At 68.9% G+C, this 26,707-nt stretch carries 22 protein-coding genes; 21 read left to right on the forward strand and 1 reads right to left on the reverse strand.

Going from position 1 to position 26,707, the window contains the following annotated elements:
- Positions 1-79 precede the first annotated feature (79 nt).
- From mraZ to WFH00_RS03395, 19 genes are all read left to right on the forward strand, one after another.
- Positions 80-511, forward strand: a complete 432-nt coding sequence (gene mraZ / locus WFH00_RS03305) for a division/cell wall cluster transcriptional repressor MraZ (protein WP_336659200.1) — start codon at positions 80-82, stop codon at positions 509-511.
- A 12-nt stretch (positions 512-523) separates the two neighbouring features.
- On the forward strand, positions 524-1,507 hold the full coding sequence (gene rsmH, locus WFH00_RS03310) for a 16S rRNA (cytosine(1402)-N(4))-methyltransferase RsmH (RefSeq protein ID WP_336659201.1): 984 nt from the start codon (positions 524-526) through the stop codon (positions 1,505-1,507).
- On the forward strand, positions 1,504-2,115 hold the full coding sequence (locus tag WFH00_RS03315) for a hypothetical protein (RefSeq protein WP_336659202.1): 612 nt from the start codon (positions 1,504-1,506) through the stop codon (positions 2,113-2,115). Before rsmH ends, WFH00_RS03315 begins: the two co-directional genes overlap by 4 nt.
- A gap of 61 nt (positions 2,116-2,176) precedes the next feature.
- Positions 2,177-3,973: a peptidoglycan D,D-transpeptidase FtsI family protein gene (locus WFH00_RS03320; protein WP_336659203.1), complete on the forward strand. Its 1,797-nt coding sequence runs from the start codon at positions 2,177-2,179 to the stop codon at positions 3,971-3,973.
- 25 nt (positions 3,974-3,998) lie between these two features.
- Positions 3,999-5,555 (forward strand): Mur ligase family protein, encoded by a 1,557-nt coding sequence (locus tag WFH00_RS03325; RefSeq protein WP_336659204.1) that lies wholly within the window; start codon positions 3,999-4,001, stop codon positions 5,553-5,555.
- On the forward strand, positions 5,552-6,961 hold the full coding sequence (locus WFH00_RS03330) for a UDP-N-acetylmuramoyl-tripeptide--D-alanyl-D-alanine ligase (protein WP_336659205.1): 1,410 nt from the start codon (positions 5,552-5,554) through the stop codon (positions 6,959-6,961). The genes WFH00_RS03325 and WFH00_RS03330 overlap by 4 nt, the downstream gene beginning before the upstream one ends.
- Positions 6,958-8,046, forward strand: coding sequence for a phospho-N-acetylmuramoyl-pentapeptide-transferase (gene mraY / locus WFH00_RS03335; RefSeq protein ID WP_336659207.1), 1,089 nt, complete (start codon positions 6,958-6,960; stop codon positions 8,044-8,046). The genes WFH00_RS03330 and mraY overlap by 4 nt, the downstream gene beginning before the upstream one ends.
- Positions 8,025-9,554: a UDP-N-acetylmuramoyl-L-alanine--D-glutamate ligase gene (murD, locus tag WFH00_RS03340; protein ID WP_336659208.1), complete on the forward strand. Its 1,530-nt coding sequence runs from the start codon at positions 8,025-8,027 to the stop codon at positions 9,552-9,554. The genes mraY and murD overlap by 22 nt, the downstream gene beginning before the upstream one ends.
- Positions 9,551-10,753 (forward strand): putative lipid II flippase FtsW, encoded by a 1,203-nt coding sequence (ftsW, locus tag WFH00_RS03345; protein ID WP_336659210.1) that lies wholly within the window; start codon positions 9,551-9,553, stop codon positions 10,751-10,753. The genes murD and ftsW overlap by 4 nt, the downstream gene beginning before the upstream one ends.
- On the forward strand, positions 10,750-11,832 hold the full coding sequence (locus WFH00_RS03350) for a UDP-N-acetylglucosamine--N-acetylmuramyl-(pentapeptide) pyrophosphoryl-undecaprenol N-acetylglucosamine transferase (RefSeq protein WP_336659211.1): 1,083 nt from the start codon (positions 10,750-10,752) through the stop codon (positions 11,830-11,832). Before ftsW ends, WFH00_RS03350 begins: the two co-directional genes overlap by 4 nt.
- Before the next feature lie 95 nt (positions 11,833-11,927).
- Positions 11,928-13,400, forward strand: a complete 1,473-nt coding sequence (murC, locus tag WFH00_RS03355; RefSeq protein WP_336659212.1) for a UDP-N-acetylmuramate--L-alanine ligase — start codon at positions 11,928-11,930, stop codon at positions 13,398-13,400.
- Complete coding sequence (locus tag WFH00_RS03360; protein ID WP_336659213.1) at positions 13,397-14,647, forward strand: cell division protein FtsQ/DivIB; 1,251 nt, start codon at positions 13,397-13,399, stop codon at positions 14,645-14,647. The genes murC and WFH00_RS03360 overlap by 4 nt, the downstream gene beginning before the upstream one ends.
- Before the next feature lie 166 nt (positions 14,648-14,813).
- Positions 14,814-16,079, forward strand: coding sequence for a cell division protein FtsZ (gene ftsZ / locus WFH00_RS03365; protein ID WP_336659214.1), 1,266 nt, complete (start codon positions 14,814-14,816; stop codon positions 16,077-16,079).
- Between the two features lie 4 nt (positions 16,080-16,083).
- A complete protein-coding gene (locus WFH00_RS03370; protein WP_336659215.1) occupies positions 16,084-16,788 on the forward strand; it encodes a YggS family pyridoxal phosphate-dependent enzyme in 705 nt (234 codons plus the stop codon).
- 30 nt (positions 16,789-16,818) lie between these two features.
- Positions 16,819-17,331, forward strand: coding sequence for a cell division protein SepF (locus tag WFH00_RS03375; RefSeq protein WP_336659216.1), 513 nt, complete (start codon positions 16,819-16,821; stop codon positions 17,329-17,331).
- 2 nt (positions 17,332-17,333) lie between these two features.
- Entirely contained in the window at positions 17,334-17,627 is a 294-nt protein-coding gene (locus WFH00_RS03380) for a YggT family protein (protein WP_336659217.1), read from the forward strand.
- Between the two features lie 135 nt (positions 17,628-17,762).
- Positions 17,763-18,452: a DivIVA domain-containing protein gene (locus WFH00_RS03385; protein ID WP_336659218.1), complete on the forward strand. Its 690-nt coding sequence runs from the start codon at positions 17,763-17,765 to the stop codon at positions 18,450-18,452.
- 80 nt (positions 18,453-18,532) lie between these two features.
- Positions 18,533-19,123 carry a signal peptidase II gene (gene lspA, locus WFH00_RS03390; protein WP_336659219.1) on the forward strand — a complete coding sequence of 197 codons (591 nt, stop codon included), beginning with the start codon at positions 18,533-18,535 and terminating at the stop codon, positions 19,121-19,123.
- Complete coding sequence (locus WFH00_RS03395; RefSeq protein ID WP_336659220.1) at positions 19,110-20,027, forward strand: RluA family pseudouridine synthase; 918 nt, start codon at positions 19,110-19,112, stop codon at positions 20,025-20,027. Before lspA ends, WFH00_RS03395 begins: the two co-directional genes overlap by 14 nt.
- A gap of 118 nt (positions 20,028-20,145) precedes the next feature.
- Here the strand turns inward: WFH00_RS03395 and WFH00_RS03400 are convergent, their stop codons facing one another.
- On the reverse strand, positions 20,146-21,687 hold the full coding sequence (locus WFH00_RS03400) for a glycosyltransferase family 2 protein (RefSeq protein ID WP_336659221.1): 1,542 nt from the start codon (positions 21,685-21,687) through the stop codon (positions 20,146-20,148).
- Between the two features lie 283 nt (positions 21,688-21,970).
- Between WFH00_RS03400 and WFH00_RS03405 the strand changes: the two genes are divergently transcribed.
- Both WFH00_RS03405 and dnaE read left to right on the forward strand, forming a co-directional pair.
- On the forward strand, positions 21,971-23,065 hold the full coding sequence (locus WFH00_RS03405) for an acyltransferase (RefSeq protein WP_336659222.1): 1,095 nt from the start codon (positions 21,971-21,973) through the stop codon (positions 23,063-23,065).
- A gap of 138 nt (positions 23,066-23,203) precedes the next feature.
- Complete coding sequence (gene dnaE / locus WFH00_RS03410) at positions 23,204-26,707, forward strand: DNA polymerase III subunit alpha (RefSeq protein WP_442918795.1); 3,504 nt, start codon at positions 23,204-23,206, stop codon at positions 26,705-26,707.

Raw genomic sequence — 26,707 nt, forward strand, 5'->3', positions numbered from 1 at the left:
ATTTTGGAGCGGAAGTGGCAATGAGTGGAGGAAAGTGGAGTAAACTGGCGCCTCAAGACGACCGGCGGAAGGAGAACCCGTGCTCCTGGGTACCTTCACGCCGCGCCTCGACGACAAGGGCCGGCTGATCCTCCCCGCCAAGTTCCGCGATGAGCTCGCAGAAGGCCTCGTTATCACCCGCGGGCAGGAGCGGTGCCTCTACGTCTTCAGCGAGGCAGAGTTCGCGGTGATGCACGACAAGGTGCGATCCGCCCCCCTCGCCTCGAAGCAGGCGCGCGACTACCTGCGCGTGTTCCTGTCGGGTGCCCACCCCGAGACCCCCGACAAGCAGAGCCGGGTCACGATTCCGCAGAATCTCCGCACCTACGCCGGCCTCGACCGCGAAGTCGCGGTGATCGGCACCGGTGCTCGCGCCGAGATCTGGGATCTCGAGGCGTGGCAGACGTACCTCGCGGCGCAGGAAGCCGCGTTCTCCGAGATCGAGGAGGAGGTGATCCCGGGCCTGTTTTAGCCCGGTGCTCCCATGAACCACGACACCTCACGCGATCCGAGCGAGCTACACGTTCCGGTGCTGCTCCAGCGCTGCATCGAGCTCCTGGCCCCCGTGGCCGAGGCCGGGCCGGGCAGACCCGCGCCGGTCATCGTCGACGCCACGCTCGGCATGGGCGGGCACACCGAGGCCATGCTCGAGCGCTTCCCCGACCTCACGGTGATCGGTCTCGACCGCGACACCGAGGCGCTTGCGCTCGCGGGATCGCGACTGGCCCGCTTCGGTGAGCGCGCTCGGCCCGTGCACGCCGTCTACGACGAGATCGCCGACGCGGTGCGCGGCTGCGGGTTCGACGGCATCGACGGCGTGCTCTTCGATCTCGGCGTCTCGTCGCTGCAGCTCGACGAGGCGGATCGCGGCTTCGCGTATGCGCAGGACGCGCCGCTCGACATGCGGATGGACCAGAGCCGTGGCGAGACCGCGGCCGATGTGATCGCGCAGGCGCCCGAGGGTCGACTGCGGGCCATCTTCGAACGCTACGGCGAGGAGCCGCTCGCCGGCCGATACGCGCGAGCGATTGTCGCGGCGCGTGCCGAGGCCCCGATCACCCGGAGCGGCCAGCTCGTCGATGTGCTGCAGGCGGCGACGCCGGCGGCAGTTCGAGACCAGCGGCACCCGGCGAAGCGCGTGTTCCAGGCGCTCCGCATCGAGGTGAACGGAGAACTCGCGGTGCTTGAGCGGGCGATTCCCGCGGCCCTCGACCTGCTGCGCCTCGGCGGGCGCGCGGTCGTGATGTCGTACCAATCGCTTGAGGACCGCTTCGTGAAGCGCGAGTTCGCGCGCCGATCCGCCTCGACCGCTCCCGCCGGGCTCCCGGTCGAGCTCCCCGAACACCGGCCCGAATTCCGCCTGCTCACCCGCGGCGCGGAACTCGCAGACGATGCAGAACGCGCTCGCAACCCGCGAGCGATCCCGGTGCGGCTCCGCGCCGCAGAACGAGTGAGGGATGTGCGATGAGCGCGACGGTTCCGATTGACACGCATTCTGCCGCTGCTCGCGCGGGCGCTCACCTGGGCGCCGCGCCGCTGCCCACTGGGCGGCCGGGGGAGCGTCACCTGCGCCCCGTCGCGACGCCCGCGGGGAAAGCGCACCCGAAGCGCAGCCCGCTCGCGATCGCAATGGTGGGCGTCGCGATCATCCTCATGATCTTCGCGGTGCAGCTCGGGCTCAGCATCGCGATCTCGCAGGGTGCTTACGAATCGCGCGCGCTCGAGATCCGGCAGCGCGATCTCAGCCGCGTGGAGCGCGTGCTCTCGCAGAATGTCGACAAGCTCGCATCCCCCCAGAACCTCGCAGAGAACGCCGCCGCGCTCGGGATGGTGCAGAACTCGCGGCCCGCCACGCTGCGCCTCAGCGACGGCGCAGTGCTCGGCGCCCTCGACTCGGAGACGACCGAGGCGAGCGGCAACCTGATCCCGAACGCCACGCTCGAAAGCATGCCGGTCGTGGACGCCCAGGGACTCCTGGTACCGCGGGTCGCCGGACAGGCCGCGGCCGTTCAGCCCGACAAGATCGATCCGCCGGTACGGTGGACTGGCAAGCTGCCAGCACCTGACACCCACTAGCGGATCCGCGGTGCTGAAGAGCTGCCGAAGTGGTGGAGCGGTCGAACAAGGGGAGTAACTGATGCTGCGATTGCGCGGACCCTCGCTGCGTCGGGCGATTGCGCTCCTCGTGATCATCCTCGCGTCATTCGTCTTCATGGCCCGCCTGGTCGACGTGCAGGTGGTGTCAGCCGCCGCGCTGAACGATGAGGCGAAGGACAAGCGAGCCGTTCCCGTTGCGATTCCGAGCGTGCGCGGCGACATCGTCGATCGCAACGGAGAGGTGCTCGCGACGACCGACGAGCGCTACGACGTTCAGCTCTCTCCGAAGAATACGAAGCTCAACAAGGGCGTCTTCTATCGAGCGGATACCGAGCGCGGCGTGGGCACCGTGGAGGTGACCGCCCAGCAGGCGTTCGCGGAGATCGGCGAGATCACCGGGCAGAAAGCGAACGAGATCCAGAAGATCGTCGACGATGCGCTCGCCGACAATCCGAAATCGGACTTCGCATACGTCAAGCGCTCGATCGATCTCACCCAGCTGAACCAGCTCAAGGCGCTGGAGATTCCGTGGCTCACGTTCGAGAGCCAGCACAAGCGCACCTACCCGAACGGCGCGGTCGGAGGAAACATCGTCGGGTTCGCGGGTGCCGACGATGTGCCGCAGGCCGGCATCGAGCTCTCCCAGAACGAGTGCCTCACGGGCGTGGACGGCACCGAGACCTATGAGCGCAGCGAGGACGGAGTGCCGCTTCCGGGCAGCGTCGTGGTCACGCGCAAGGTGCAGGACGGCGGCACGGTCGAGCTGACGATCGACCGGGATCTGCAGTGGGAAGCGCAGCAGGCCATCAATAAGCAGGTGCAGTCCGTCGCGGCCGAGTGGGGACTCCTCGTCATCCAGAACGTGAAGACCGGTGAGCTCGTCGCGGTGGCCGAAGACGGCTCGGTGGATCCGAACGACGTCGATGCCTCGGATCCGACGAAGCGTGAGGCGCGCTCATTCACGGCGCCCTACGAACCGGGGTCGACCTTCAAGTCGATCACCGCGTCGGCGCTCATCGACCAGGGCGTCGCGACGCCGCTGTCGCAGAATCTCACCCCCGACTACCTGGAGCCCGAGGAAGGCGTGCGCTTCGGAGACGCCTTCCCGCATCCCGAGATCCCCTGGACACTCGCGGGGATCCTCACGCAATCCTCGAACGTCGGAACGTCGATGCTCGGCAATCAGCTCAGCGAAGACGTGCGCTACGACTACCTGCGGAAATTCGGCATCGGCGAGGAGACGCACGCGGGCATGCCCGTCGAGGATTCCGGCCTGCTGTACGCGCCGAAGGACTGGGACCGCCAGACCTCGTACAACACGATGTTCGGCCAGGGTCTATCGTCGACGATCGTGCAGACCGCGGGCGTGTATCAGACCATCGCGAACGGCGGCGTCCGCATCCCGCCGTCGCTCGTGAAGGACTGCGTCTCTTCGGATGGCGAGAAGCAGACCATGAAGCATGGCAAATCCCAGAAAGCGATCAAGAAGTCCACGGCGGACGACGTGATGGCGATCCTCGAGACCGTCACTACGGAGGGCTGGTTCGCGGATCGCCTGGCGATCCCCGGCTACCGCATCGCGGGTAAGACGGGCACCGCGGAGCAGGTGAACCCCGACACCGGCCTCTACCGCACCGACTACGTCCACTCGTTTGCGGGCATCTTCCCCGCCGACGATCCCCAGTTCGTCGCGGTAGCATCGGTGGCGTTCCCATCGGCGGGAGACGGCAGCCTCGCGTCGCTGCAAGCATTCCGCGACGCTGCAGAGGCGACGATCCGCACGTTCCATATTCCGCCGTCAACGGGCGACTTCACGCCGCTCCCCACCGAGTATTGACCGACGCGCCAGGAGGCACATACCCGTGAGTACCGGAGACGCCCGCAGCATCCGCCCGCAGCACCCTGATCCGGTCCCGCTGGGCGCGATCATCGACCGCTTCGAGCTCGACGTCGCTGGCGACCCCGCCGGTCTCGCTGTTTCAGGCATCACGCTCGATTCGCGCGACGTGCGCCCCGGTGACCTGTACGTCGGCATGCCCGGGGCCAAGCGGCACGGCGCGGACTTCGCGGCCCAGGCGGTGGCGCTCGGCGCCGTCGCGATCCTCACGGATGCCGAGGGCAGCGATCGCGCACGAGCCGCCGGAGTGTCCGAGCCGGTGCTCATCTCGCGCCAGCACCCGCGAGAGATTCTGGGCGACGTCTCGGCGGCCGTGTTCCGCACGGAGGAGTACGCGGCGAAGAAGCTCGGCGTGACGGGTACGAACGGCAAGACGAGCGTCGTCTACCTCATCGCGGAGCTCATGCGGGCCGCGGGCCTCACGCCCGGCCTCAGCTCGACAGCGGAGCGGCGGATCGGCGACGAGGTGATCGTCTCGAACCTCACGAGCCCCGAGGCCTCCGAATTGCACGGGCTCCTCGCGCGCATGGCCGAGGTGGGCGTCGACGGCGTCGCGCTCGAGGTCTCGGCGCAGGCGGTCGTGCGGCACCGGCTCGACGGCGTGCACTTCGACGTCGTCGCGTTCAATAACTTCTCGCAGGACCACCTCGACGAGTTCGGCGACCTCGAGACCTACTTCGCGGCGAAGCTCGCGCTCTTCGCTCCCGAGCACGCTGCGCGCGGCGTCGTCGTGGTCGACTCGCCCTGGGGGCAGCGGATCGCGCGCGAGTCGCGGATTCCCGTGACGCGCCTCGCGACCGAGTACGGTCAGGACGCCGACTGGCACCTCGCAGTGACGCGGCAGAACCTCGACGGGGTGTCGTTCGTGCTGCAAGGCCCGGGCGGCGCGCACTTCCGCGGCTCGGTCCCGGTGTTCGGTCGCTTCATGGCCGAAAACGCTGCCCTCGCGCTCATCATGCTCCACGAGGCCGGCATTCCGATCTCGCAGGTCGAGGCCGGGCTCGATCGCGGACGGATCCCGGTCTTCATTCCCGGGCGGCTCGAGGAGATCACCGAGCGCGGCAGCGACGGCCCGCGCTTCTTCGTCGACTACGGGCACACGCCCGGGGCCTTCGAGGCGATGCTCGACGCTCTCGGCGAGGTCGCGCCGGGCAAGATCATCTTCATGTTCGGTGCCGACGGCGACCGCGACCAGACGAAGCGCGAGGGTATGGGGCGGATCGCCGCGGCCGGTGCCGACACCGTGATCATCTGCGACTACCACCCGCGCTCCGAGCCCCCCGAGGCGATCCGCGCGCAGCTGCTGGCCGGCGCGCGATCCGCCCGCCACGCCCGTGTCATCGAGGAGGGCGACCCCCGCACCGCCGTGCGGCTCGCGGTTTCGCTCGCGGAGCCGGGGGACGTTATTCTGTATGCCGGTCCGGGACACGAGGACCACCAAGAAGTCGCCGGAACGTTCATTCCGTATTCGGCGCGTGACGAAGTACGCGGCGCGCTCCGCGAGGCAGGATTGCTTTCGTGATTGAACTGACACTCGCCGAGATCGAGACCGCCGTGAACGGCCGTCTCGTCGCCGGAGAGCTGGGCGCCGGCACCGGCACCGTGGTGAGCGGTGAGTCGCAGACGGACTCCCGCGAGCTCGCGCCGGGCCAGATCTTCTTCGCCCGCCGCGGCGAGGAGACGGACGGGCACCGCTTCGTGCCGCAGGCCGTCGAGGCGGGAGCGGCGCTTCTCGTCGTCGAGCACGAGGTCGACGCGCGCGTGCCGCAGATCGTCGTCGCCGATAGCACGGTCGCCCTGGGCGCGCTCGCGACCGAGGTGGTGCGCCGCGTGCGCGAGGCCGGGGGCCTCACGATCGTCGGGATCACCGGGTCGAACGGCAAGACGACGACGAAGAACCTCGTGCAGGCGATGGCGGAGCGCGTGGGCTCGACCGTGGCCTCTGCGAAGTCCTTCAATAACGAGGTCGGCGGGCCGCTGACGATGCTGCGCGTCGACTCCGGCACGCGCACGCTCGTCGCCGAGATGGGCGCGAGCGCCGAGGGCGAGATCGCGCGCCTCACCGCCATGGCGCCCCCGCACATCGGCGTGGTGCTCACGGTGGGACTCGCCCACGCGGGTGAGTTCGGCGGCATCGAGACGACCTTCCGCACGAAGAGCGAGATGGTGCGCGATCTCCCCGAGAGCGCGGTCGCCGTGCTGAACCGGGACGATCCGCGCGTCGCGAAGATGGCGGAGATGACCCGCGCACGCGTGCGGTGGTTCGGCCTCGGCGACGACTCGGACGTCTGGGCGTCCGACATCGAGTCCTCCGCCGACGGTACCCGCTTCACGCTGCACGCCGACGGCGCGTCGGCGCCCGTGCGCTTCCGCGTGCTCGGCGAGCACCACGTGATGAACGCGCTCGCGGCGGCGACGGTCGGGCTCGAGCTCGGCCTCGCGCTGCCCGTGATCGTGGAGTCGCTCGAGGCGGCGGCGCTCGCGGCCCCCGGTCGCATGGAGGTGCTCGGCGGGCGCGACGGCATCACCATCATCAACGATGCGTACAACGCCAGCCCCGACTCCATGAGCGCGGCGCTCCGCACGCTCGCGCAGATCCGCAAGCCCGAGGGGCGCTCGGTGGCGGTGCTCGGTGCGATGAGCGAGCTCGGTGAGTACTCGATCGAGGAGCACATGCGGATCGGGCTGCTGGCCGTGCGTCTGCGCATCTCTCAGCTCGTCGTCGTGGGCGACGAGGCGCGGCAGCTGCACATCAGCGCGATCAACGAGGGCGCGTGGGACGGGGAGAGCGTGTTCTTCTCCACGCAGGATGAGGCCTACGCCTACCTCACTGAGACGCTCCGCGCGGATGACACGGTGCTCGTGAAGTCCTCGAACGCGGCCGGCCTGCAGCGACTCGGCGATCGGCTCGGGGAGGCGTTCGCATGATCGCGCTGCTGATCGCGGGCGGCTTCTCGCTGCTGTACTCGCTCCTGCTCACTCCGCTCTTCGTGCGCGGCTTCAACCGCCTGCGCTGGGGGCAGCCGATTCGCGTCGACGGCCCCAAGGAGCACGAGGTGAAGCGGGGCACGCCCACCATGGGCGGGCTCATCTTCCTCTCGGGTTCCGTCATCGCCTACTTCGTCGGCAAGCTCATCATGGGGGAGCAGCCGTCACCCTCGGCGCTGCTCGTCATCCTGATGGCGGTGGGCGCGGGACTCGTCGGTTTCATCGACGACTTCATGAAAACGCGCCAGCAGCAGTCGGCGGGCCTCGGCGGCTGGGCGAAGATCGTCGGCCAGGTGATCATCGCGGTCTCGTTCGCCCTGCTCGGTCTGCAGTTCGCGAACGCCTCCGGGATCACGCCGGTGTCGACCCGCATCTCGATCTTCCGCGACCTCCCGTTCGACTTCATGGCGCTCGGCCCGATCATCGGCGTCGGCCTCGTGGTCATCTGGGTGATGGTCATCGTGACGGCGACGACGAACGCCGTCAACGTCACGGACGGCCTCGACGGGCTCGCTGCCGGATCCGCCATCTTCGCATTCGGCGCATACCTCGTCATCGGCTTCTGGCAGTCGGCGCAGAGCTGCGTCTCCACGGGCGCCGAGGCCGGCTGCTACGTGGTGCGCGACCCGATGGATCTCGCGGTCATCGCGGCGGCGTTCCTCGGGGGCGTCGGCGGCTTCCTGTGGTGGAACACGAACCCCGCGCACATCTTCATGGGCGACACGGGATCGATGGGGATCGGCGGCGCGATCGCCGCGCTCGCGATCCTGACGCGTACCGAGGTGCTCCTCGTGCTCATCGGAGGCCTGTTCATCATCGAGACGGGTTCGGTCATCCTGCAGCGCCTCTACTTCAAGGTGACGCACGGCAAGCGCATCTTCCTGATGAGCCCGATCCACCACCACTTCGAGCTCAAGGGCTGGGCGGAAGTGACGGTCGTCGTGAGGTTCTGGATCATCGCCGCGCTCTTCGTCATCGTCGGCGTCGGTGCGTTCTACGGTGAATGGCTGCTGCAGCAATCGTGAGAGGGAACGACGTGAACGGTGCCATGGAAGCGAGTGCGCGAGTCGCGGCCCTGTCGAGCTGGCACCACGACTGGAGCGGCCTGCGCGTCGCCGTGCTCGGGCTCGGTGTCACGGGCTTCTCGGTCGCGGACACCCTCGTGGAGCTGGGCTCCCGCGTGCGGGTCATTTACGGCGCCCCCGATCCGGACCGCGAACGACTGCTCGAGGTTATCGGCGCTGAGCGGTTCGTGGACGCTGACGACGCGGCGCAGCTCGCGGATCTCGCGGCGTTCGAGCCGGAGCTGGTCGTCGTTTCGCCCGGGTACCGCCCCGATCATCCGCTCACGACCTGGGCGGCCGAGCACGGCGTGACCGTGTGGGGCGATATCGAGCTGGGCTGGCGGCTGCGTGACAAGACGCCGCGCATCGCCGACTGGATCTGCATCACCGGCACCAACGGCAAGACCACGACGACGCAGCTGACGGCGCACATGCTCGCCGCGGGCGGGCTGCGCGTGACGCCCGCGGGCAACATCGGCACCCCGATCCTCGACGCGCTCCGGGATCCGCAGGGCTACGACGCGATCGTCGTCGAGCTGTCGAGTTTCCAGCTCGATCGCCTCGGCGAGATCTCGCCCTACGCCAGCGCGTGCCTCAACTTCGCGGACGACCACCTCGACTGGCACGGCGGGCGCGAGGGGTACTGGGCCGCGAAGGCGAAGGTCTACGAGCACACGCAGGTCGCCTGCGTCTACAACCGCGCCGACGCCGAGACCGAGCGCATGGTCGAGGAGGCCGACGTCGTCGAGGGGGCTCGGGCCATCAGTTTCGGGATCGATACCCCGCCACCGAGTGGCTTCGGCGTCGTCGAAGGTATTCTCGTCGACCGTGGCTTCCACGCGGCGCGGCGCGACGAGGCGTTCGAGCTGGTGACGCTGGCGGAGCTCGCCGAGCGCGGTCTTGCCGCACCGCACATGGTGCAGAACATCCTCGCCGCGAGCGCTCTCGCGCGGTCGCGGGGGGTCGAGCCGGGTGAAATCGCCGGCGCGATCCTGAGCTTCGTCCCCGACCCCCACCGAGCGCAGCAGCTCGGAGAGGCACGGGGGCTCCGCTGGATCGACGACTCGAAGGCCACGAACGCGCACGCCGCGGACGCGTCGCTCCGCGCGATGCAGGATGTGGTGTGGATCGTCGGGGGACTGCTCAAGGGCGTCGATATCGCTGAGCTCGTGCGCGAGCACGCGATCCGCATCCGTGGCGCGATCGTGATCGGCGTGGATCGAGAGCCCGTGGTCGCGGCGCTTCGCGCGCACCTGGGCGAGCGCCCGGTCGTCGAGATCGCGAGTGAGGGGGACGAGGGCGCCGTTAGCGGCGACGCGGTGATGGCGGAGGCCGTCGCGCGCGCGCTCGAGATCGGGCAGCCCGGCGACACGGTGCTGCTGTCGCCGGCGGCAGCGTCGATGGATCAGTTCGAGAGTTATGCGGATCGCGGTCGCCACTTCCAGGCGGCTGTACGAGAGCTGGAATGATGGCCGCGGGCACGGGCGAGCAGGCGCACGGGGGGCGGGCGCCGGTCCAGGCGATCATCCGTCTCGGCGGCATGCTCCGCGCGGGCTCCGACCGCACCGTCGTCGCGCTCTACACCATCACCTTCCTGCTCGTCGGCTTCGGCCTCATCATGGTGCTCTCGGCGTCGTCGATCACGTCGTATCTCGCCGACGAGGGCTTCTTCGGCGGGTTCTGGCGCCAGATGATCTTCGCGATCGTGGGCATTCCGCTCATGCTCGCCGCCGCCGCGATGCCGCTGGGCTTCTGGAAGCGATTCGCCTGGCCGCTGCTCGGCCTCGGTATCGCGCTGCAGCTCCTGGTGTTCACGCCGCTCGGCGTCGAGGTCTACGGAAACCGCAACTGGCTGCAGATCGGCAGCTTCACGGCGCAGCCCTCCGAGGCGCTCAAGCTTGCCCTCGTCGTCTGGGTGGGTACGGTGCTGCAGCGCAAGGAGCCGCTCCTCGGGCAGATGCGCCACGAGCTCATCCCTGTGGTGATTCCGGGGGCGATCATCGCGCTCGGCGTCGTGCTGCTCGGTCGCGACCTGGGCACCGTGCTCATCATGGCCGCCATCGTCTTCGGGGCGATGTTCTTCGGGGGCCTGAGCTGGAAGACACTCGGGGTGACCGCGCTCGGCGGCGCTCTCGCCGTCGCGTTCTTCGTCATCTCGAGCCCGAACCGCATGCAGCGTCTGCTGAGCCACGCGGGCGGCACGAACGACTACAGCGGCATCGACTGGCAGGCGACGCACGGTCTCTGGGCGCTCGCGGGCGGCGGCCTCTTCGGCGTCGGCCTCGGCAACTCGAAGGCGAAGTGGTCGTGGCTGCCCGCCGCCGACAACGACTACATCTTCGCGATCATCGGCGAGGAGCTCGGGCTGATCGGGGCGCTCCTCGTGATCGCGCTCTTCGTCGTGCTCACGGTCGTGATGCTGAAGCTCATCACCCGTGCCCGCGATCGCTTCGGGCGCGCGGTGGTCGGCGGCATCCTGGTGTGGATCGTGGGTCAGGCGTTCGTGAACATCGGCGTCGTCGTGGGGGTTCTCCCCGTACTCGGCGTGCCGCTGCCGCTCATCAGTTCGGGAGGCACCGCGCTCATCGCGTGCCTCATCGCCATCGGCGTCGTGATTTCGATTGCGCGCGACACGGCGAAGTACGAAGAGGAGATCGCGACGCGATGACCCATTACCTGCTCGCGGGCGGCGGCACCGCCGGCCACGTGAACCCGCTGCTCGCTCTCGCCGACCTGATTCGGCTCGAGGAGCCCGACGCCGAGATCGTCGTGCTCGGCACCCGCGAGGGTCTCGAGGCGCGGCTCGTGCCGGAGCGCGGCTACGAGCTCGTGCACATCGAGCGGCTCCCGTTCCCGCGCCGTCCGAACCTGGCCGCGCTTCGCTTCCCGGCGCGCTTCCGCCGCGCGGTCGCGCAGGTGCGCGCGCTGATCCGCGAGCGGCGCATCGACGTCGTGGTCGGCTTCGGCGGCTACGCGGCGGCGCCCGCCTATCAGGCGGCCGCGCGCGAGGGCGTGCCGTCGGTCATTCACGAGGCGAACGCGAAGCCGGGAATGGCGAACCGGCTCGGCGCGCGCAGCACGCCGTACGTCGGCGTCACCTTCGCGGGCACGCCGATCGCGGGCGCGCGGGTCACGGGCATGCCGCTGCGCCCCGAGATCGCGGGCCTCGACCGCGCCGCGGTGCGCGCCGAGGCGCGGGCTCACTTCGGCCTCGACCCCGAGAAGCGCACGCTCCTCGTGACCGGCGGCTCGCTCGGTGCGCGCGCGCTCAACCGCGGTATCTCGGGCTCGGCCCGCGAGATCGTCGACGCCGACGTTCAGGTGCTCCACGTCTGGGGCGGGCTCACCGAACTCGAGGATCCGAGCGTCGAAGGCTACGTCGTGATCCCGTACTGCGACCGCATGGACCTCGCGTTCGCGGCTTGCGACCTCGCCGTCTCCCGCGCCGGCTCGACCACCGTGAGCGAGCTCGCGGGCCTCGGCGTGCCCGCGGTGCTCGTGCCCTATGCCGTCGGCAACGGCGAGCAGCGCTTCAACGCCGCCGGGGTCGTCGAGGCGGGCGGCGCACTGCTCGTTGAAGACGTCGAGCTCACGCCCGAGTGGGTGCGCGGCGAGCTGATCCCGCTCATCACGGACGACGAGCGGCTTGCGGCGATGGCGGATCGCGCCCGGCGCGCCGGCATGCTCGACGGCACTGAGCGGCTCCTCGCCCTGGTGCGAGAGGCCCTCGGGGCGGCTCGCAGCTAGCCTCCGGGAGACGCGCCGTGGGGCGCGATACGCTGGACTCTCGATTCGTGCAATCGCGCAATCATGCATTCGTGCAGTCGTGCTGAGGAGGCGCCATGATCTACCCCGATCTCGAGCTGGAGATCCCCGACGACCTCGGGAACGTCCACTTCGTCGGCATCGGCGGCTCGGGGATGAGCGGCATCGCGCGCATGATGCACCAGGCGGGCGTGCGCGTCACCGGTTCCGACCGCAGCGCGAACTACTCGACCGAGGCGCTCGAGAAGCTCGGGATCCCGGTGCACATCGGCCACGACGCCGCGAACGTCGGCGACGCCGACACCCTCGTCGTCACGGGCGCGCTGTGGACCGACAACCCCGAATACCAGCGCGCGCTCGCGCAAGGGCTTCCCGTGCTGCACCGCTCGCAGGCGCTCGCGTGGCTCGCCCGCGGCAAGCGCGTGGTGTCGGTCGCGGGTGCGCACGGTAAGACGACGTCGACGGGCATGCTCGTGACGGGGCTCCTCGGGCTCGGTGCAGATCCCTCGTTCGTGAACGGCGGCATCATCGAGTCGCTCGGCGTCAGCTCGGGGCCGGGCAGCGACGATCTCTTCGTCATCGAGGCCGACGAGTCGGACAAGTCGTTCCTCCTCTACGACACCGCCGTCGCCCTCATCACCAACGTCGACCCGGAGCACCTCGACTTCTACGGCTCACGCGAGGCCTTCATGCAGGCGTTCGTCGACTTCGCGAGCGGGGCCCGCGAGCAGGTCGTGATCTCGGGAGACGACCCCGGTGCGCTCGAGGTGCTCGAGGCCTTGCAGACGCAGGGGACGGCGGCCGCGATCCGCACCTTCGGTTTCGCCGAGGGGGCCGACGTGCGCATCCTCTCGGTTGACGACTCGGGGCCCGTGCGTTTCGCGGTCGAGATCGACGGATCGCGGTACGAGTCGCAGCTGTCGGTGTACGGCCGGCACAACGCGGTCAACGCGGTGGGCGCGCTTGCGGTGCTCACGGGGCTCGGCTTCGAGGCCGGCGCGGCGCTCGACGCGATCGCGGAGTTCGGCGGCACGAAGCGGCGTTTCGAGTTCCACGCCGAGATCGGGGGCGTGCGCGTGTACGACGACTATGCGCACCACCCGACCGAGGTGGCGGCGCTGCTCGACTCGGCGCGGGCAGTGGTCGGGGAGGGGCGCCTCATCGCGATTCATCAGCCGCACCTGTACAGCCGGACGCGCCTGTTCCATCGCGAGTTCGCGGAGGTGCTCGAGCGGGGCGCCGACCTCACGGTCGTGCTCGCGGTCGACGGCGCGCGCGAGGATCCGGTACCCGAGGTGACCGGCGCGCTCGTCGCTGATGACTTCGCCGACCCCGAGCGGGTGGCCTACGTGCCCGAGTGGAGCGACGCAGCGGAGTACCTCGCTCGGATCGCGCGGCCCGGCGACGTCATGGTCACGATGAGCTGCGGCACGGTGTACCGCATCATCCCGCAGGTCGTCGAGGCACTGGGTGCTCGGTTCGGGGAGGCTGGCGGATCGGCGCCCGGGGCGGCGCCCGCGGCGCCCGGGGCAGCCCTCGAGGAACGGTGAAACGCCCCAGCGGCTTCGACCGAGAGCCGGAGCCGAGCCGGGAGCCGGAGCGCGAGTGGGCCTCGGACCCGCACGCGGGGAACGGGGCTGCGACCGGGTCCGGCGCCGAGTCGTCGCGGGAGCAGAGTTACGGGTTCGCCTCGGACGCTGCGGCCCGGCTTCTGCGGCGCGTGTCGCGCGGATCGGAAGCGGCATTTCGCTCTGAGTCAGTTGCTCGCGCAGAGGCGGCACCCGGCTCGGAGACGGCATCTCGCACTGAGGCGGCCGACGCGCCGAGCGCGCCTGTGCCGGCCGACGCGCCGGGCACGCCCGTGCCGGCCGACGCGCCGAGCGCGCCCGTGCCGCCGGAGGCCGCTCCCACGATCGATCTCAGCGATGTGCGGGCGTTTCGTTCGGACTCCCGGCGCGCGGGAGCGCTCGAGCGTCGCGAAGGAGGTGCCGCGCTCGCGAAGTGGCGCTCGCGCCCCGAGCTTGACGCGGTGCGCGCTGCAGAGCGGCGGGTCAAGGCTGCCGCCCGCATGCGTCGGGCGCGGTTCCGCCGTGAGCGCCGTCGCTTCAGCGCCGACGCGCACCGCAGGCGTCGCGCCTGGCTCATCGTCGGAGCGGCGGTCGTCGGTCTCGCGGTCTTCGTAGCCGCAGGCGCCTTTACGCCGCTGATGGCGGTGCGCGAGGTGCGCATTACAGGCGTTGCCGCCGTGAGCGAGGCGGACCTGAAAACGGCGCTCTCGCGTTTCGACGGAATGCCGCTCGCGCTGGTGGACGATTCCGAAGTACACCGCGCCCTCGAGCCGTTCCCGATGATCCAGCGGTATGCCGTCGAGCGCGTGCCGCCGCACACGATGGTCGTGCGCATCGAGGAGCGCGTCCCCGTGATCTCGATCGCGGGGAAGAAGCGCGTGTCGTTGTACGACGCCGCTGGGGTGCTGCTCGGTACCGCGAAGAACCCGCCGGAGGGCGTGCCGCTCGGGAGCGGCGCGCTCACGGATCTGAACTCCGACGCCTATCGCTCTGCGAGCCGGGCGCTGCGAGACATGCCGGTTGAGCTGCGTGCGCAGGTCGTGGGGGCTGCCGCGAGCAGCGGGCAGGACGTGACGTTCACGCTGACGAGTGGCGTCGAGGTGCTGTGGGGCGACGCGGAGGATACGCGGCGCAAGGCGGTCGTGCTGCAGTCGATGCTCGCGTCTCTCGGTGACCGCGAAATCTCGCGCATCGACGTGTCCTCCTTCTCCGCTCCCGTATTCCAGTAGGGCCGCGGTGGCAATGCGGCATCGCGCCGCGAAGTTTCGAGGCGCGCGCGGCGTGTCAGCCTGCATCGATGGGCGCGCGCCCATACGGTGGTGCGCAGGAAATGTATACGGCGATACTAACTTTTAACTTTAGGTAGAGGTTGAAGGTTAGGGGCGGAGGAAGCACGTGTCAGCGAACCAGAACTACCTTGCGGTGATCAAGGTTGTCGGCGTCGGCGGCGGCGGCGTCAACGCCGTGAATCGCATGATCGAGCTCGGCCTCCGCGGGGTCGAATTCATCGCCGTCAACACCGATGCTCAGGCGCTGCTGCTCAGCGACGCCGACGTCAAGCTCGACGTGGGCCGTGAGCTCACGCGAGGCCTCGGTGCCGGGGCGGACCCCGAGGTGGGACGCCGCGCGGCAGAGGATCACGCGGAAGAGATCGAAGAGGCCCTCGCCGGCGCCGACATGGTCTTCGTCACCGCAGGCGAGGGCGGTGGCACCGGCACGGGCGCCGCTCCCGTGGTCGCCCGCATCGCGAAGTCGATCGGCGCGCTGACCATCGGCGTCGTCACCCGTCCCTTCAGCTTCGAGGGCAAGCGCCGTGCCGCCCAGGCCGACGCCGGCGTGCACACGCTGCGCGAGGCGGTCGACACGCTCATCGTCGTGCCGAACGATCGCCTGCTCGACATCAGCGAGCCGGGCATCAGCATGATCGAGGCCTTCGCTGCGGCGGATCAGGTGCTTCTCGCGGGCGTCTCGGGTATCACCGACCTCATCACGACCCCCGGCCTCATCAACCTCGACTTCGCCGACGTGAAATCGGTGATGCAGGGGGCGGGTGCCGCCCTCATGGGCATCGGCTCCGCGAGAGGGGCCGACCGTGCGATCAAGGCGGCGGAGCTCGCCGTCGCTTCGCCGCTTCTCGAGGCCTCCGTCGAGGGCGCGCACGGCGTGCTGCTCTCGATCCAGGGTTCCTCGAACCTCGCGCTCAGCGAGATCTACGAGGCCTCGACGCTCGTTCAGGACGTCGTGCACCCCGAAGCGAACATCATCTTCGGCACGGTGATCGACGATACGCTCGGTGATGAGGTGCGCGTCACTGTCATCGCCGCGGGCTTCGACGACGACCAGGCCGCGCAGATCGAGTCGCCCGAGCGCGGTCGCCGCGGCAGCCACGTCGAGAGCCTCGAGGAGGTCACGTCTTCCTCGCTGCGTGCGACCGGTTCCGGCGCTGCTGCCGGTGCCGCAACCACCGCGGGTGCCACCGCGACCGCGACGGGGCTCGGCTTTCCGGGTTTCAATGCGTCGCAGGATCGCGAGGCGAACCAGGCCCCCGCGACCGGGCAGTTCGGCGAGGTCTTGAACCCGCCGGTGGAAGCCCAGCTCCCCGATCCCGCGTTCGACGGGGACGATGACGACGATCTCGACATTCCCGAGTTCCTGCGGTAACGAGATGACGGGGGATGCGGTCACGGAACCGGGGCTCGAAGCTCGGCTGCACGCCGTGCAGGCGGAGGTCGCCGCGGCGAGCCGCGCTGCCGGGCGTGACGCCGACGACCTCACGCTGATCGTTGTCACCAAGTTCCACCCTGCTTCGCTGGTCGAGGACCTCGCCCGTCTCGGCGTGCGAGACATGGGGGAGAACCGGCACCAGGAAGCGCAGGAGAAGAGCGTCGCTCTCGCGGATCTCGACCTCCGCTGGCACTTCGTCGGCCAGCTGCAGACTAAGAAGGCGAAGCAGGCGGCGCAGTACGCGCACGCCGTGCACTCGGTGGATCGCGAGCGGCTCGTCGACGCTCTCGGGGGAGCGATCGCGGGCACCGGCAAGCAGCTCGACGTGTTCCTGCAGGTGAATCTGACGCAGGACCCCGGCCGAGGCGGCGCGGCGCCGGAGGACCTCGAGCGCCTCGCCGAGCACGCGCTCGGGGTGAGCGGCCTCCAACTCCGCGGTGTCATGGCGGTGGCTCCCCTCGACGAGGCTCCGGCAGCGTCGTTCGAGCGCCTCGCCGGCTACTCCGAACGCGTGCGCGCGATCGCCCCCACTGCCACCGCTATTTCGGCCGGGATGACGCACGACTTTCGCGAGGCGATCGCCGCAGGCGCGACACACCTGCGGATCGGCAGTGCAATCACCGGAAAACGCCCGGAGCCCAGGTAACCTCGAATCACCGCATCGTTGGGAGACAACATGAGCAACCCGCTGAAGAAGACCATGGTGTTCCTGGGCCTCGCCGAGGAAGACCTCGACGCCCAGAGCACCGAGTCGGCGCAGCCGGCAGCAGCTCCGCGAGCGACGCAGACCGCGTCCTCCGCCGCGCCCAAGTCTGAGACCCCGCGCCCCGCGCCGCAGCGTGCCGCGTCGGTCACCCCGCTGCGCAGGGTCACGCCGACGCGTCAGCCGGCCGCCCAGCCGCTGAACGAGATCCTGACGATGCACCCGACCGCCTACGGCGATGCGACGGTCATCGCGGAGCACTTCCGCGAGGGTGTGCCGGTGATCCTCAACGTGTCGCGCATGAATGAGGCGGACGCGAAGCGACTCATCGACTTCGCGAGCGGCCTCACGATGGGCCTCAACGGGCGCATCGAGCGCGTGACGAGCAAGGTGTTCCTGCTCTCGCCGGAGCACATCGAGACCGCGGGCGACTCGTCCTCCGAGAAGGCTGACAGCGGTTCGTTCTTCGTGGCACCCTCGGCCTAAGCGTGGAGGTCGTTGCGGCGATCGCCTTCATTCTCCGCCTGGCGCTCCGGATCTACACGTTTATTCTCTGGGCCCGGTTCGTGCTCGACTGGATCACGGTGCTCAACCGGAGGTTCCGGCCGCGCGGGTTCTGGGCGGTGCTGGTCGAACTCGTGTACACGGTGACCGATCCGCCGATCCGCATGTTCCGCAGGCTCTTCCCGCCGATACGCCTCGGCCAGGTCGCGATCGATCTGGGCTGGATGCTCACGATGGTCGCCTGTTGGATTCTGATCGCGATCCTGGGAGCCTGGTAGTCCGAGGAGCCCACGATGGCGACCCGGGCGGAGAGCGAGTACTGAGTACGGCGACCGACCTGCGAGATTCCAACATTATTTGCTAGCGTTGTCCTAGACCACGTCAAGTGGACCCGAAGCGAAAGAGACGTAACGATGGCCCTGACTCCCGAAGATGTCGTGAACCAGAAGTTCACGATTACCAAGTTCCGCGACGGTTACGATCTCGACCAGGTCGATGATTTCCTCGATACGATCGTCGAGGAGCTACGTCAGCACGAGCAGGAGAAGGCGGAGCTGCGGGCCGAAATCGAGGAGCTCAAGACGAAGCTCGAGGCTGCCGAGAAGGCCGCGGCCAGCGCTCCCGGGGAGAAGTCCGAGGCCGCGTCCGAGCAGACCATCGTCGTCGACGCGCCCAAGCCCGCATCGCAGCCGGCTCAGGCACCCGCTTCCGCTCCCGCAGCGCCGCAGGCGACCGAGACCGCGCAGCCTGACGCCGTCAAGTCGAGCGCCATGCTGCAGCTCGCGCTCGAGCTTCACGACAAGCACGTGCACGAGGGCGAGGCGACCCGCGACAAGCTGATTTCGGAGGCTGAGGCGAAGCGCGATCAGATGATCGAGGATGCTGAGCGCACCGCGAAGCAGCTCATCGACGAGGCGCAGAAGCAGCGCGCCGACGAGCTGCGCCAGTTGAGCGAGGAGCGCTCGGATCTGCAGTTCAAGATCAAGGACCTGCGCCAGTTCGAGAGCGAGTACCGCTCGACGCTGCGCTCCTACATCCAGTCGCAGCTGCGCGGCCTCGACGGCTCGCCCGAGCCGGCCGGCGCACCCGACGGTCTGCAGTAGACCGAGGCGTGACTGACGTTTCTGCTTCGGAAGGTTCTGAGCCCTCGGCCGAACCTCGCTCACCGCGACGAAGTGCACTGGTGCCGCTGCTCCTGATCGGAGTGGCGGCAGCCGTGCTTCTCGTGGACCAACTCGTCAAGAACTGGGTGGTCGGTACCCTCACCGAGGGCCAGACGGTTCAGGTTTGGGGCGACGTGCTCCGCTTGCATTTCGTACGCAACCCGGGGGCCGCGTTCTCCCTTGCCACCGGCTCGACCTGGATCTTCACGATCATCGCGGCCGTCGTGGTGGTCGTGGTGCTCTGGCAGATCAAGCGATTGCGTTCCGTGCCGTGGGCGCTATTCCTCGGCTTGCTGCTCGGCGGCGTTCTCGGGAATCTGACGGATCGCCTCACACGGGATCCGGGCTTCCCGCAGGGGCACGTCATCGACTTCATCTCGACCCCGTGGATGTGGCTGGGCTTCAACGAGGCGATCTACAACATCGCGGACATGTCGATTGTGGGCGGCATGCTGCTCTTCATCGTCATCACGCTCTTCGGCGTGCCGCTCGACGGCAACGTGCGGCCGAAGCGTGGATCGGATGACTCGGCTCCTACTTCCGGTGAACACACTGGAGTCCGCTCTCCCGAGTCCGGCGATGCCGATGCGGAGCGCAATGGAGCAGCGTAGCCTTCCGGTGCCCGACGGGCTCGCGGGGGAGCGCGTCGACGCGGCGCTCGCGAAGATGCTTGGCTTCTCCCGGAGCTTCGCCGCCGAGATCGCCGCTGAGGGCGGCGTGTCTCTCGACGGCCGCACGCTCGGCAAGTCGGATCGGTTGACCGCCGGCAGCTGGCTCGAGGTCACCTGGACCGAGAAGCGCGGCCCCGAGGTCGTGCCCGTCGAGCTGCCCGAACTCGGGATCGTGCACGATGACGACGACATCGTGGTCGTCGACAAGCCGGCCGGCGTGGCCGCCCATCCATCGCTCGGCTGGGAGGGGCCCACGGTGCTCGGCGCGCTCGCGGGGGCCGGTTTCACGATCGCGACGTCGGGTCCGCCCGAGCGGCAGGGCGTGGTGCATCGACTCGACGCAGGCACGAGCGGCCTCATGGTCGTCGCGAAGAGCGAGCGAGCGTATACCCTGCTCAAGCGCGCGTTCAAGGAGCGCGAGGTCGAGAAGATCTATCACGCGGTCGTGCAGGGCCACCCGGATCCCTTCGCGGGCACCATCGAAGGCCCGATCGGGCGCCACCCCTCGCACGAGTGGAAGTTCGCCGTGACGCGCGATGGCAAGCCCTCGGTGACGCACTACGAGACGCTCGAGGCCTTCCCGTACGCCTCGCTGCTCGAGGTTCACCTGGAGACGGGCCGTACGCATCAGATCCGCGTGCACATGTCGGCTCAGCGCCACCCGTGCGTCGGCGACGGCATGTACGGCGCAGACCCGACGCTCTCGGCTCGCCTCGGCCTCACCCGGCAGTGGCTCCATGCGATGCGCTTGGGGTTCCGCCACCCGGGCTCCGGAGAGCCCGTTGAGTTCGAGAGTCGCTACCCGGAGGACCTGCAGCACGCACTCGACGTGCTCGACGCCTAGGGCGCCAGGGCGCTCGACGCCTCGGACTGCGAAACGCTCGATGCCACCGGGCGGGCGGATCGCGCGCTGCCGCTGCCGCTGCGACTTCAGGCGCGGCGGGCCGGACGTCTTGCGCGGCTCAGCGACGTGAGCGCGGGGTGTGCAGACTCAGGTTTCCGCGCGAGGTCATGTACAGCCTCACGCCGCCGACGGTTTTGGACGCCGCGGGATCCGCCGTCACCCGCTCGCGGCCGCCGCTGAGCGCCGCGCTCGAGTGTGCGACCGTCCAGAGATCGACGCGGTCCGCGCCGTAGCGACGCAACGTCGAGTTCGGCACGACGAAGCGGAAACGAGCCGGAGCCGCAGCGCCCGTGCCGCGGTCATTCGGGCCGCTCAGCGGGCTCGCCGCGAGGCGCCCCGGAATGGCAGCTGGGCGCGCCACCCGCCGCCCCGCGAGGAGCAGCGTCGCGCCGACCGCGCCACCGGTCACGATGCGCGCGAGCCAGCGGGAGCCACCGCGCACCCAACGGTTGCCCATGGCCGGCCGGGAGGAGCGGTAGAGGCGATCGGCGAGGCGAGCGCGGAAGCCCCTGCCGACCCCGCGCAGCGGCGAGTGGGCGGCACTCGGTTCGAGCTCAATCGTGAGTTCGATCGCGCCGGGGATCTGACGTGTCGCGACCGCGCGTGATCGATGGGCAAGGGCGGGCGCGGCAGAGATGAGCCGATCCAGCGCCGCAACGTCGCCCCGCCGGATCAGCGCGAGCTTCCGCCGATCTGTGGGGTTCACGACCTGTCGGTCGCTCTCAGCGGGAAGGAGATCGGCGAGAAAGGCTTGGTGGAGGGACACCCAGGTGCGCCGGCGCTCCGCGTCCATTGGCAGCCACCGCTTCGGAGCGTAGAAGCGCAGCCCCTTCCGAGTGAAGAACTGTAATACGAGCGCGTTCGCGCGGCGCTCGTCGGCGACGCCCGAGCGAAGCGTCTCGGCGATGCGCCGGCACGAGGAGACGTAGTTCTCGGGGTCGATGCTGCGCCTGGAGATGTTCGCGCCGTCATCGCGCAGCGCGATCAGGTAGAGCGGCTCCTTTCCGCAGAACGTGATGCGGCGAGCGCGCACGTAGGCCTGGGCGACGAAGATGCCGTCTTCGAGACGCACCTCACCCTCGGGAAAGCGCAGCTTCGCGGCGTCGAGCATCGAGCGGCGGAAGAGCTTCTGCGGAGAGATCGTCTCCATCGCGCGCTCGAGCGTGATGTCGCCCTCCGGATGCCGGTCGAACAGCGCCTGCACGTCGCGGCCCCCGGTGCCCGCGAATCGCGGAATGACCACGTCTGCGCCGCGCTCGTCGGCCTGCGCCACCATCTCACTGAGCGCCGTGGGTACGAGCGCGTCGTCCGCGTCCATGAACAGCACGAACTTCCCGCGAGCGCGCTCAAGTCCGCGATTGCGCGGCATACCCGGCCAACCGCTGTTCGGCTGGTGCACGACCGAGACCCGTTCGTCGAGCGCTGCGAAGCGATCAAGCTCTGCACCCGAACCGTCGGTCGATCCGTCGTCGACCGCGATGATCTCGAAGGCCGCGAGGTTCTGGGCAAGCAGCGACTCGATCGTGCCCGTCAGGTACGGCATCGAATTGTAGACGGGGATGACCACGCTCACGCGCGGGTGAGACTCGCTCTCAGTCACGATGCGCCTCCTCAGGGTGGTGTTGCAGTACGGGCGATGCGGTGCGGTGCCTCGCGAGTGTCGTGTGGTGCTCAGCGCGAGCGGTGCGGTGCTCCGCGAGTGCTGCGATGCGCCGCGTACTCCGTGCGGCCCCGGTCCCCTCGAAATCACCATACTTCCGGTCGACCGGGAAGCGCCTGATCTTGCGCGGCGGACGGCCGAGGGTGTAGGTCCGCCGGTCGCTCCTACGGAAAGTCGGGAAACTCAGGGGTGCGCGCGGAGGGGCTTGCTACGCTTCCTCGACATGGGAAGCCGATCCGTCGCCCCTCGTGGGAATGCCGTACCGCAGGGGAGCGGTGCGCCTCGAGGCGCGCGTATCGAGTACTTCGAGCTGCTCCGCGTCGTCGCGACGGTCGCGGTCATCGCCATCCACGCCGCCATCACCGAGTGGCACGCGATCCCGGTCGACACCGCACGCTCGATCGAGCTGACCTGGATCAACAGTGCGCTGCGCTGGTGCGTCCCCATCTTCTTCATGATCTCGGGCGCCCTCTTCCTCGATCCCGGCCGCACGGTGCGTGCGCGCTCGCTGCGTCGGCGGGTGGTGCGCCTCCTCATCGGATACCTCGTGTGGTCGGCGGGGTACGCGGCGCTCACGGTGTACGGGCCCGGCGGCAGCCGCGATCCGCTGGAGTTCGTCACCGAGCTCGTGACCGGCCATTTCCACCTCTGGTTCCTGCTCGCGCTGATCGGCCTGAATCTCGGTACGCCGATCCTTCGCATGGTCGCGGCGGATCGACGGGTCGCGTGGTACTTCGTCGCGCTCGCGGCCGTGTTTGCGGGTGCCCTCCCGCTCCTCACCGACGTGCCCGTGGCGGGGGAGCTGCTGGAGCAGGTGCTCGGCACGATGCGCTTCGACCTCGTGCTCGGCTACTCGGGCTACTTCGTGCTCGGGTACCTGCTCCACACGGCGCGCGTCTCGCGGGCGGTGTGCTGGTGGTCGGCGCTCGCCGGGGTGGCGGGGGCGGTCGGGACCGCGCTCGGCACGCTCGCCGCCTCGAGCGCTGCGGGGCAGACGGACGAGCGCTACTTCGACTTCGTGACGCTGAACGTCGCGGCGATGTCGGTTGCGGTCTTTCTCGGCGCGAAGGCGTGGGGAGACGCTCATCGCTTCTCGCCTCGATGGGGGCGCTTCGTGACGTCGGTCGCCGGAGCGTCGTTCGGGATCTATCTCGTGCACCCGTCCTTTCTCTGGGTGCTGCGGCAGTGCGGGATCACCACCGAGTTCGCCGAGCCGTGGGCCTCTGTGGCGATCCTCACCGCGGTCACCCTGGTGCTGAGTTATGCGGCTTCGCTACTCATTCGGTTGATTCCGCGGGCGCGGGGCGTGCTGGCCTGAGCGCGGGCGCGCCGGGAGGGTGGGCGGGGGCGAGTTTATCGGTGGCGCGGAGTACCCTGGACGAAGTCGGCGAGAGGGGTTCCATCGGTGTCAGACGCAGACGGTTTCGTTCACCTGCATGTGCACAGCGAGTATTCGATGCTCGACGGGGCGGCGCGCGTGGGGCAGCTCATGGAGGCGGTTGAGGCGCAGGGCATGCCCGCGGTCGCGGTGACCGACCACGGCAACACCTTCGGCGCGTTCGACTTCTGGAAGCAGGCGAAGGATCACGGCCTGAATCCCATCATCGGCATCGAGGCATACCTCACGCCGGGCACCCACCGCAGCGACAAGACGCGTGTGCGCTGGGGCGATGGCGGCGGTGACGACGTGTCGGGCGCGGGCGCGTACACCCACATGACGATGCTCTCGGAATCGACCGAGGGCATGCACAACCTCTTCCGGCTCTCGAGCTACGCCTCGCTCGAGGGCTACTACTTCAAGCCGCGCATGGACCGCGAGCTGCTCCAGACCTACGGCAAGGGGCTCATCACGACGACCGGCTGCCCGTCGGGCGAGATTCAGACGCGCCTCCGCCTCGGGCAGTACCAGGAGGCGCGTCAGGCGGCCGCCGAGTTCCAAGACATCTTCGGACGTGAAAATTTCTTCTGCGAGCTGATGGACCACGGCCTCGAGATCGAGCGGCGCGTGCAGACCGACCTCGTGAAAATCGCGAAGGACCTGTCGATCCCGCTCGTCGCGACGAACGACCTGCACTACGTGCACGAGGCCGACGCCGAGGCGCACTCGGCGCTGCTCTGCGTGCAGTCGGGGTCGCGCCTCGACGACCCGAACCGCTTCAAGTTCGACGGATCGGGCTACTACCTGAAGTCGGCCGCCGAGATGCGGCACATCTTCCGCGACTTCCCCGAGGCGTGCGACAACACGCTGCTCATCGCCGAGCGCTGCAACGTCGAGTTCAACACCTCGGCGAACTACATGCCGCGCTACCCCGTGCCCGCCGGTGAGACCGAGGACAGCTGGTTCGTGAAGGAGGTCGAGAAGGGGCTGAACTATCGGTACCCCTCGGGGATTCCGGACGCGGTGCGCAAGCAGGCGGAGTACGAGATCGGCGTCATCACGCAGATGGGCTTCCCGGGCTACTTCCTCGTCGTCGCGGACTTCATCAACTGGTCGAAGGACAACGGCATCCGCGTGGGGCCGGGCCGCGGCTCGGGCGCCGGCTCGATGGTCGCCTACGCGATGCGCATCACCGACCTGGATCCGCTGCAGCACGGCCTCATCTTCGAGCGCTTCCTAAACCCGGATCGCGTCTCCATGCCCGACTTCGACGTCGACTTCGATGATCGTCGCCGCGGCGAGGTCATCAAGTACGTGACCGAGAAGTACGGCGACGAGCGCGTGGCGCAGATCGTGACGTACGGCACGATCAAGTCGAAGCAGGCGCTGAAGGACGCGTCGCGCGTGCTCGGCTTCCCGTTCGGCATGGGGGAGAAGCTCACCAAGGCGATGCCGCCCGCGGTGATGGCGAAGGACATTCCGCTCTCGGGCATCACCGACAGCTCGCACCCGCGCTACAAGGAGGCGGCGGAGTTCCGCGCGGTGCTGCAGGAGGACCCCGAGGCGAGGACGGTCTACGACACCGCGCTCGGCCTCGAGGGGCTGAAGCGTCAGTGGGGCGTGCACGCCGCAGGCGTCATCATGTCGAGCGATCCGCTCATCGACATCATCCCGCTGCAGAAGCGCGAGCAAGACGGGCAGATCGTTACGCAGTTCGACTACCCGACCTGCGAGGGCCTCGGGCTCATCAAGATGGACTTCCTGGGGCTGCGCAACCTCACGATCATCTCTGACGCGCTCGAGAACATTCGACTGAACCGCGGCGAGGAGCTCGACCTCGAGCGACTGGAGCTCGACGACGCGGCGTCGTACGAGTTGCTGGCGCGCGGCGACACGCTCGGCGTGTTCCAGCTCGACGGCGGCCCGATGCGCGGTCTGCTCCGGCTCATGAAGCCGGACAACTTCGAGGACATCTCCGCCGTGCTCGCGCTCTACCGCCCGGGGCCGATGGGCGCCGACTCGCACACCAACTACGCGCTCCGCAAGAACGGCCTGCAGCCGATCACGCCGATTCACCCCGAGCTCGAGGAACCGCTGAAGGACATCCTCGAGACCACGTACGGCCTCATCATCTATCAGGAGCAGGTGATGTCGATCGCCCAGCGGGTGGCCGGCTTCTCGCTCGGCCAGGCCGACATTCTGCGTCGCGCGATGGGTAAGAAGAAGAAGTCGGAGCTCGACAAGCAGTACGCCGGCTTCTCCGGCGGCATGAAAGAGCGCGGGTTCTCGGACGCCGCGGTGAAGGCGCTGTGGGACATTCTGCTGCCCTTCTCCGATTACGCGTTCAACAAGGCGCACTCCGCGGCCTACGGCGTCGTCAGCTACTGGACCGCCTACCTCAAGGAGCACTACCCCGCGGAGTACATGGCGGCGCTGCTGACGAGCGTCGGCGACTCGAAGGACAAGCTCGCGATCTACCTCAACGAGTGCCGTCGCATGGGCATCAAGGTGCTTCCGCCCGCGGTCAACGAGTCGTTCGCGAACTTCTCGGCCGTCGGCACCGATATCCGCTTCGGCCTCGGGGCGATTCGCAACGTGGGCACGAACGTGGTCGAGGCGGTGCGCGAGGCGCGCGAGACGAAGGGGCGCTTCGAGTCGTTCCACGACTACTTGAAGAAGGTGCCGCTCGTCGCGCTGAATAAGCGCACGATCGAGTCGCTCATCAAGGCCGGTGCGTTCGACGGGCTCGGCGGCACGCGACGCGCCCTCGTCGAGATCCACGAGTCGTCGATCGAGAGCGCGGTGAAGGAGAAGCGCGATGCCGAGAACGGCAACGTGGGCTTCGACTTCGACAGCCTGTTCGCGGAGGTCGCCGAGGCGAGCGGCAGCTCGGAAGCGGTGTCGCAGGTGCCCGAGCGGCCCGAGTGGACGAAGAAGGACAAGCTCGCGTTCGAGCGCGAAATGCTCGGCCTCTATGTGTCGGATCACCCGCTTCGCGGGCTCGACGCGGCGCTCGCGAAGGAGGCGAGCGCGACGGTGCAGCAGATCACGAACCCGGACGCGAGCCCGAGCTTCGACGGCGAGATCGTGACGGTCGCGGGGCTCCTCACGAGCGTGCAGCACCGCACGGCGAAGTCCGGGAACCTCTACGGGATGGTGACGATCGAAGACTTCACCGGTGAGCTGCAGGCGCTCTTCATGGGGAAGTCGTACCAGGAGTTCGGCAGCCTGCTGCAGCCGGACAGCGTGGTCGCGCTCCGCGGGAAAATCAACTCCCGCGACGACGGAATGTCGATGCACGCTTACGGCGTGAAGCCGATCGATGTCTCGTCGCAGGAGGACACGTCGACCCTCATGATCTCGCTGACCGACGCCCGCGCGACCGAGCAGGTGATGGACGAGCTGAAGAGCACGCTGCAGCGCCACCGCGGCGACAGCGAGGTGCGGCTGCACCTTCTGACCTCCACCGCGATCCGCGTGTTCGAGTTGCCGCAGCAGGTGCGGATTACGGCCGACCTTTTCGGGGAGCTCAAGGGGCTGCTCGGCCCCCGCTGCCTGCTGCCGGTCGAGGAACTGGTGTAG

Origin of the sequence: Leucobacter sp. USHLN153 (genome assembly GCF_037145615.1) — a bacterium.
Taxonomy (GTDB): domain Bacteria; phylum Actinomycetota; class Actinomycetes; order Actinomycetales; family Microbacteriaceae; genus Leucobacter.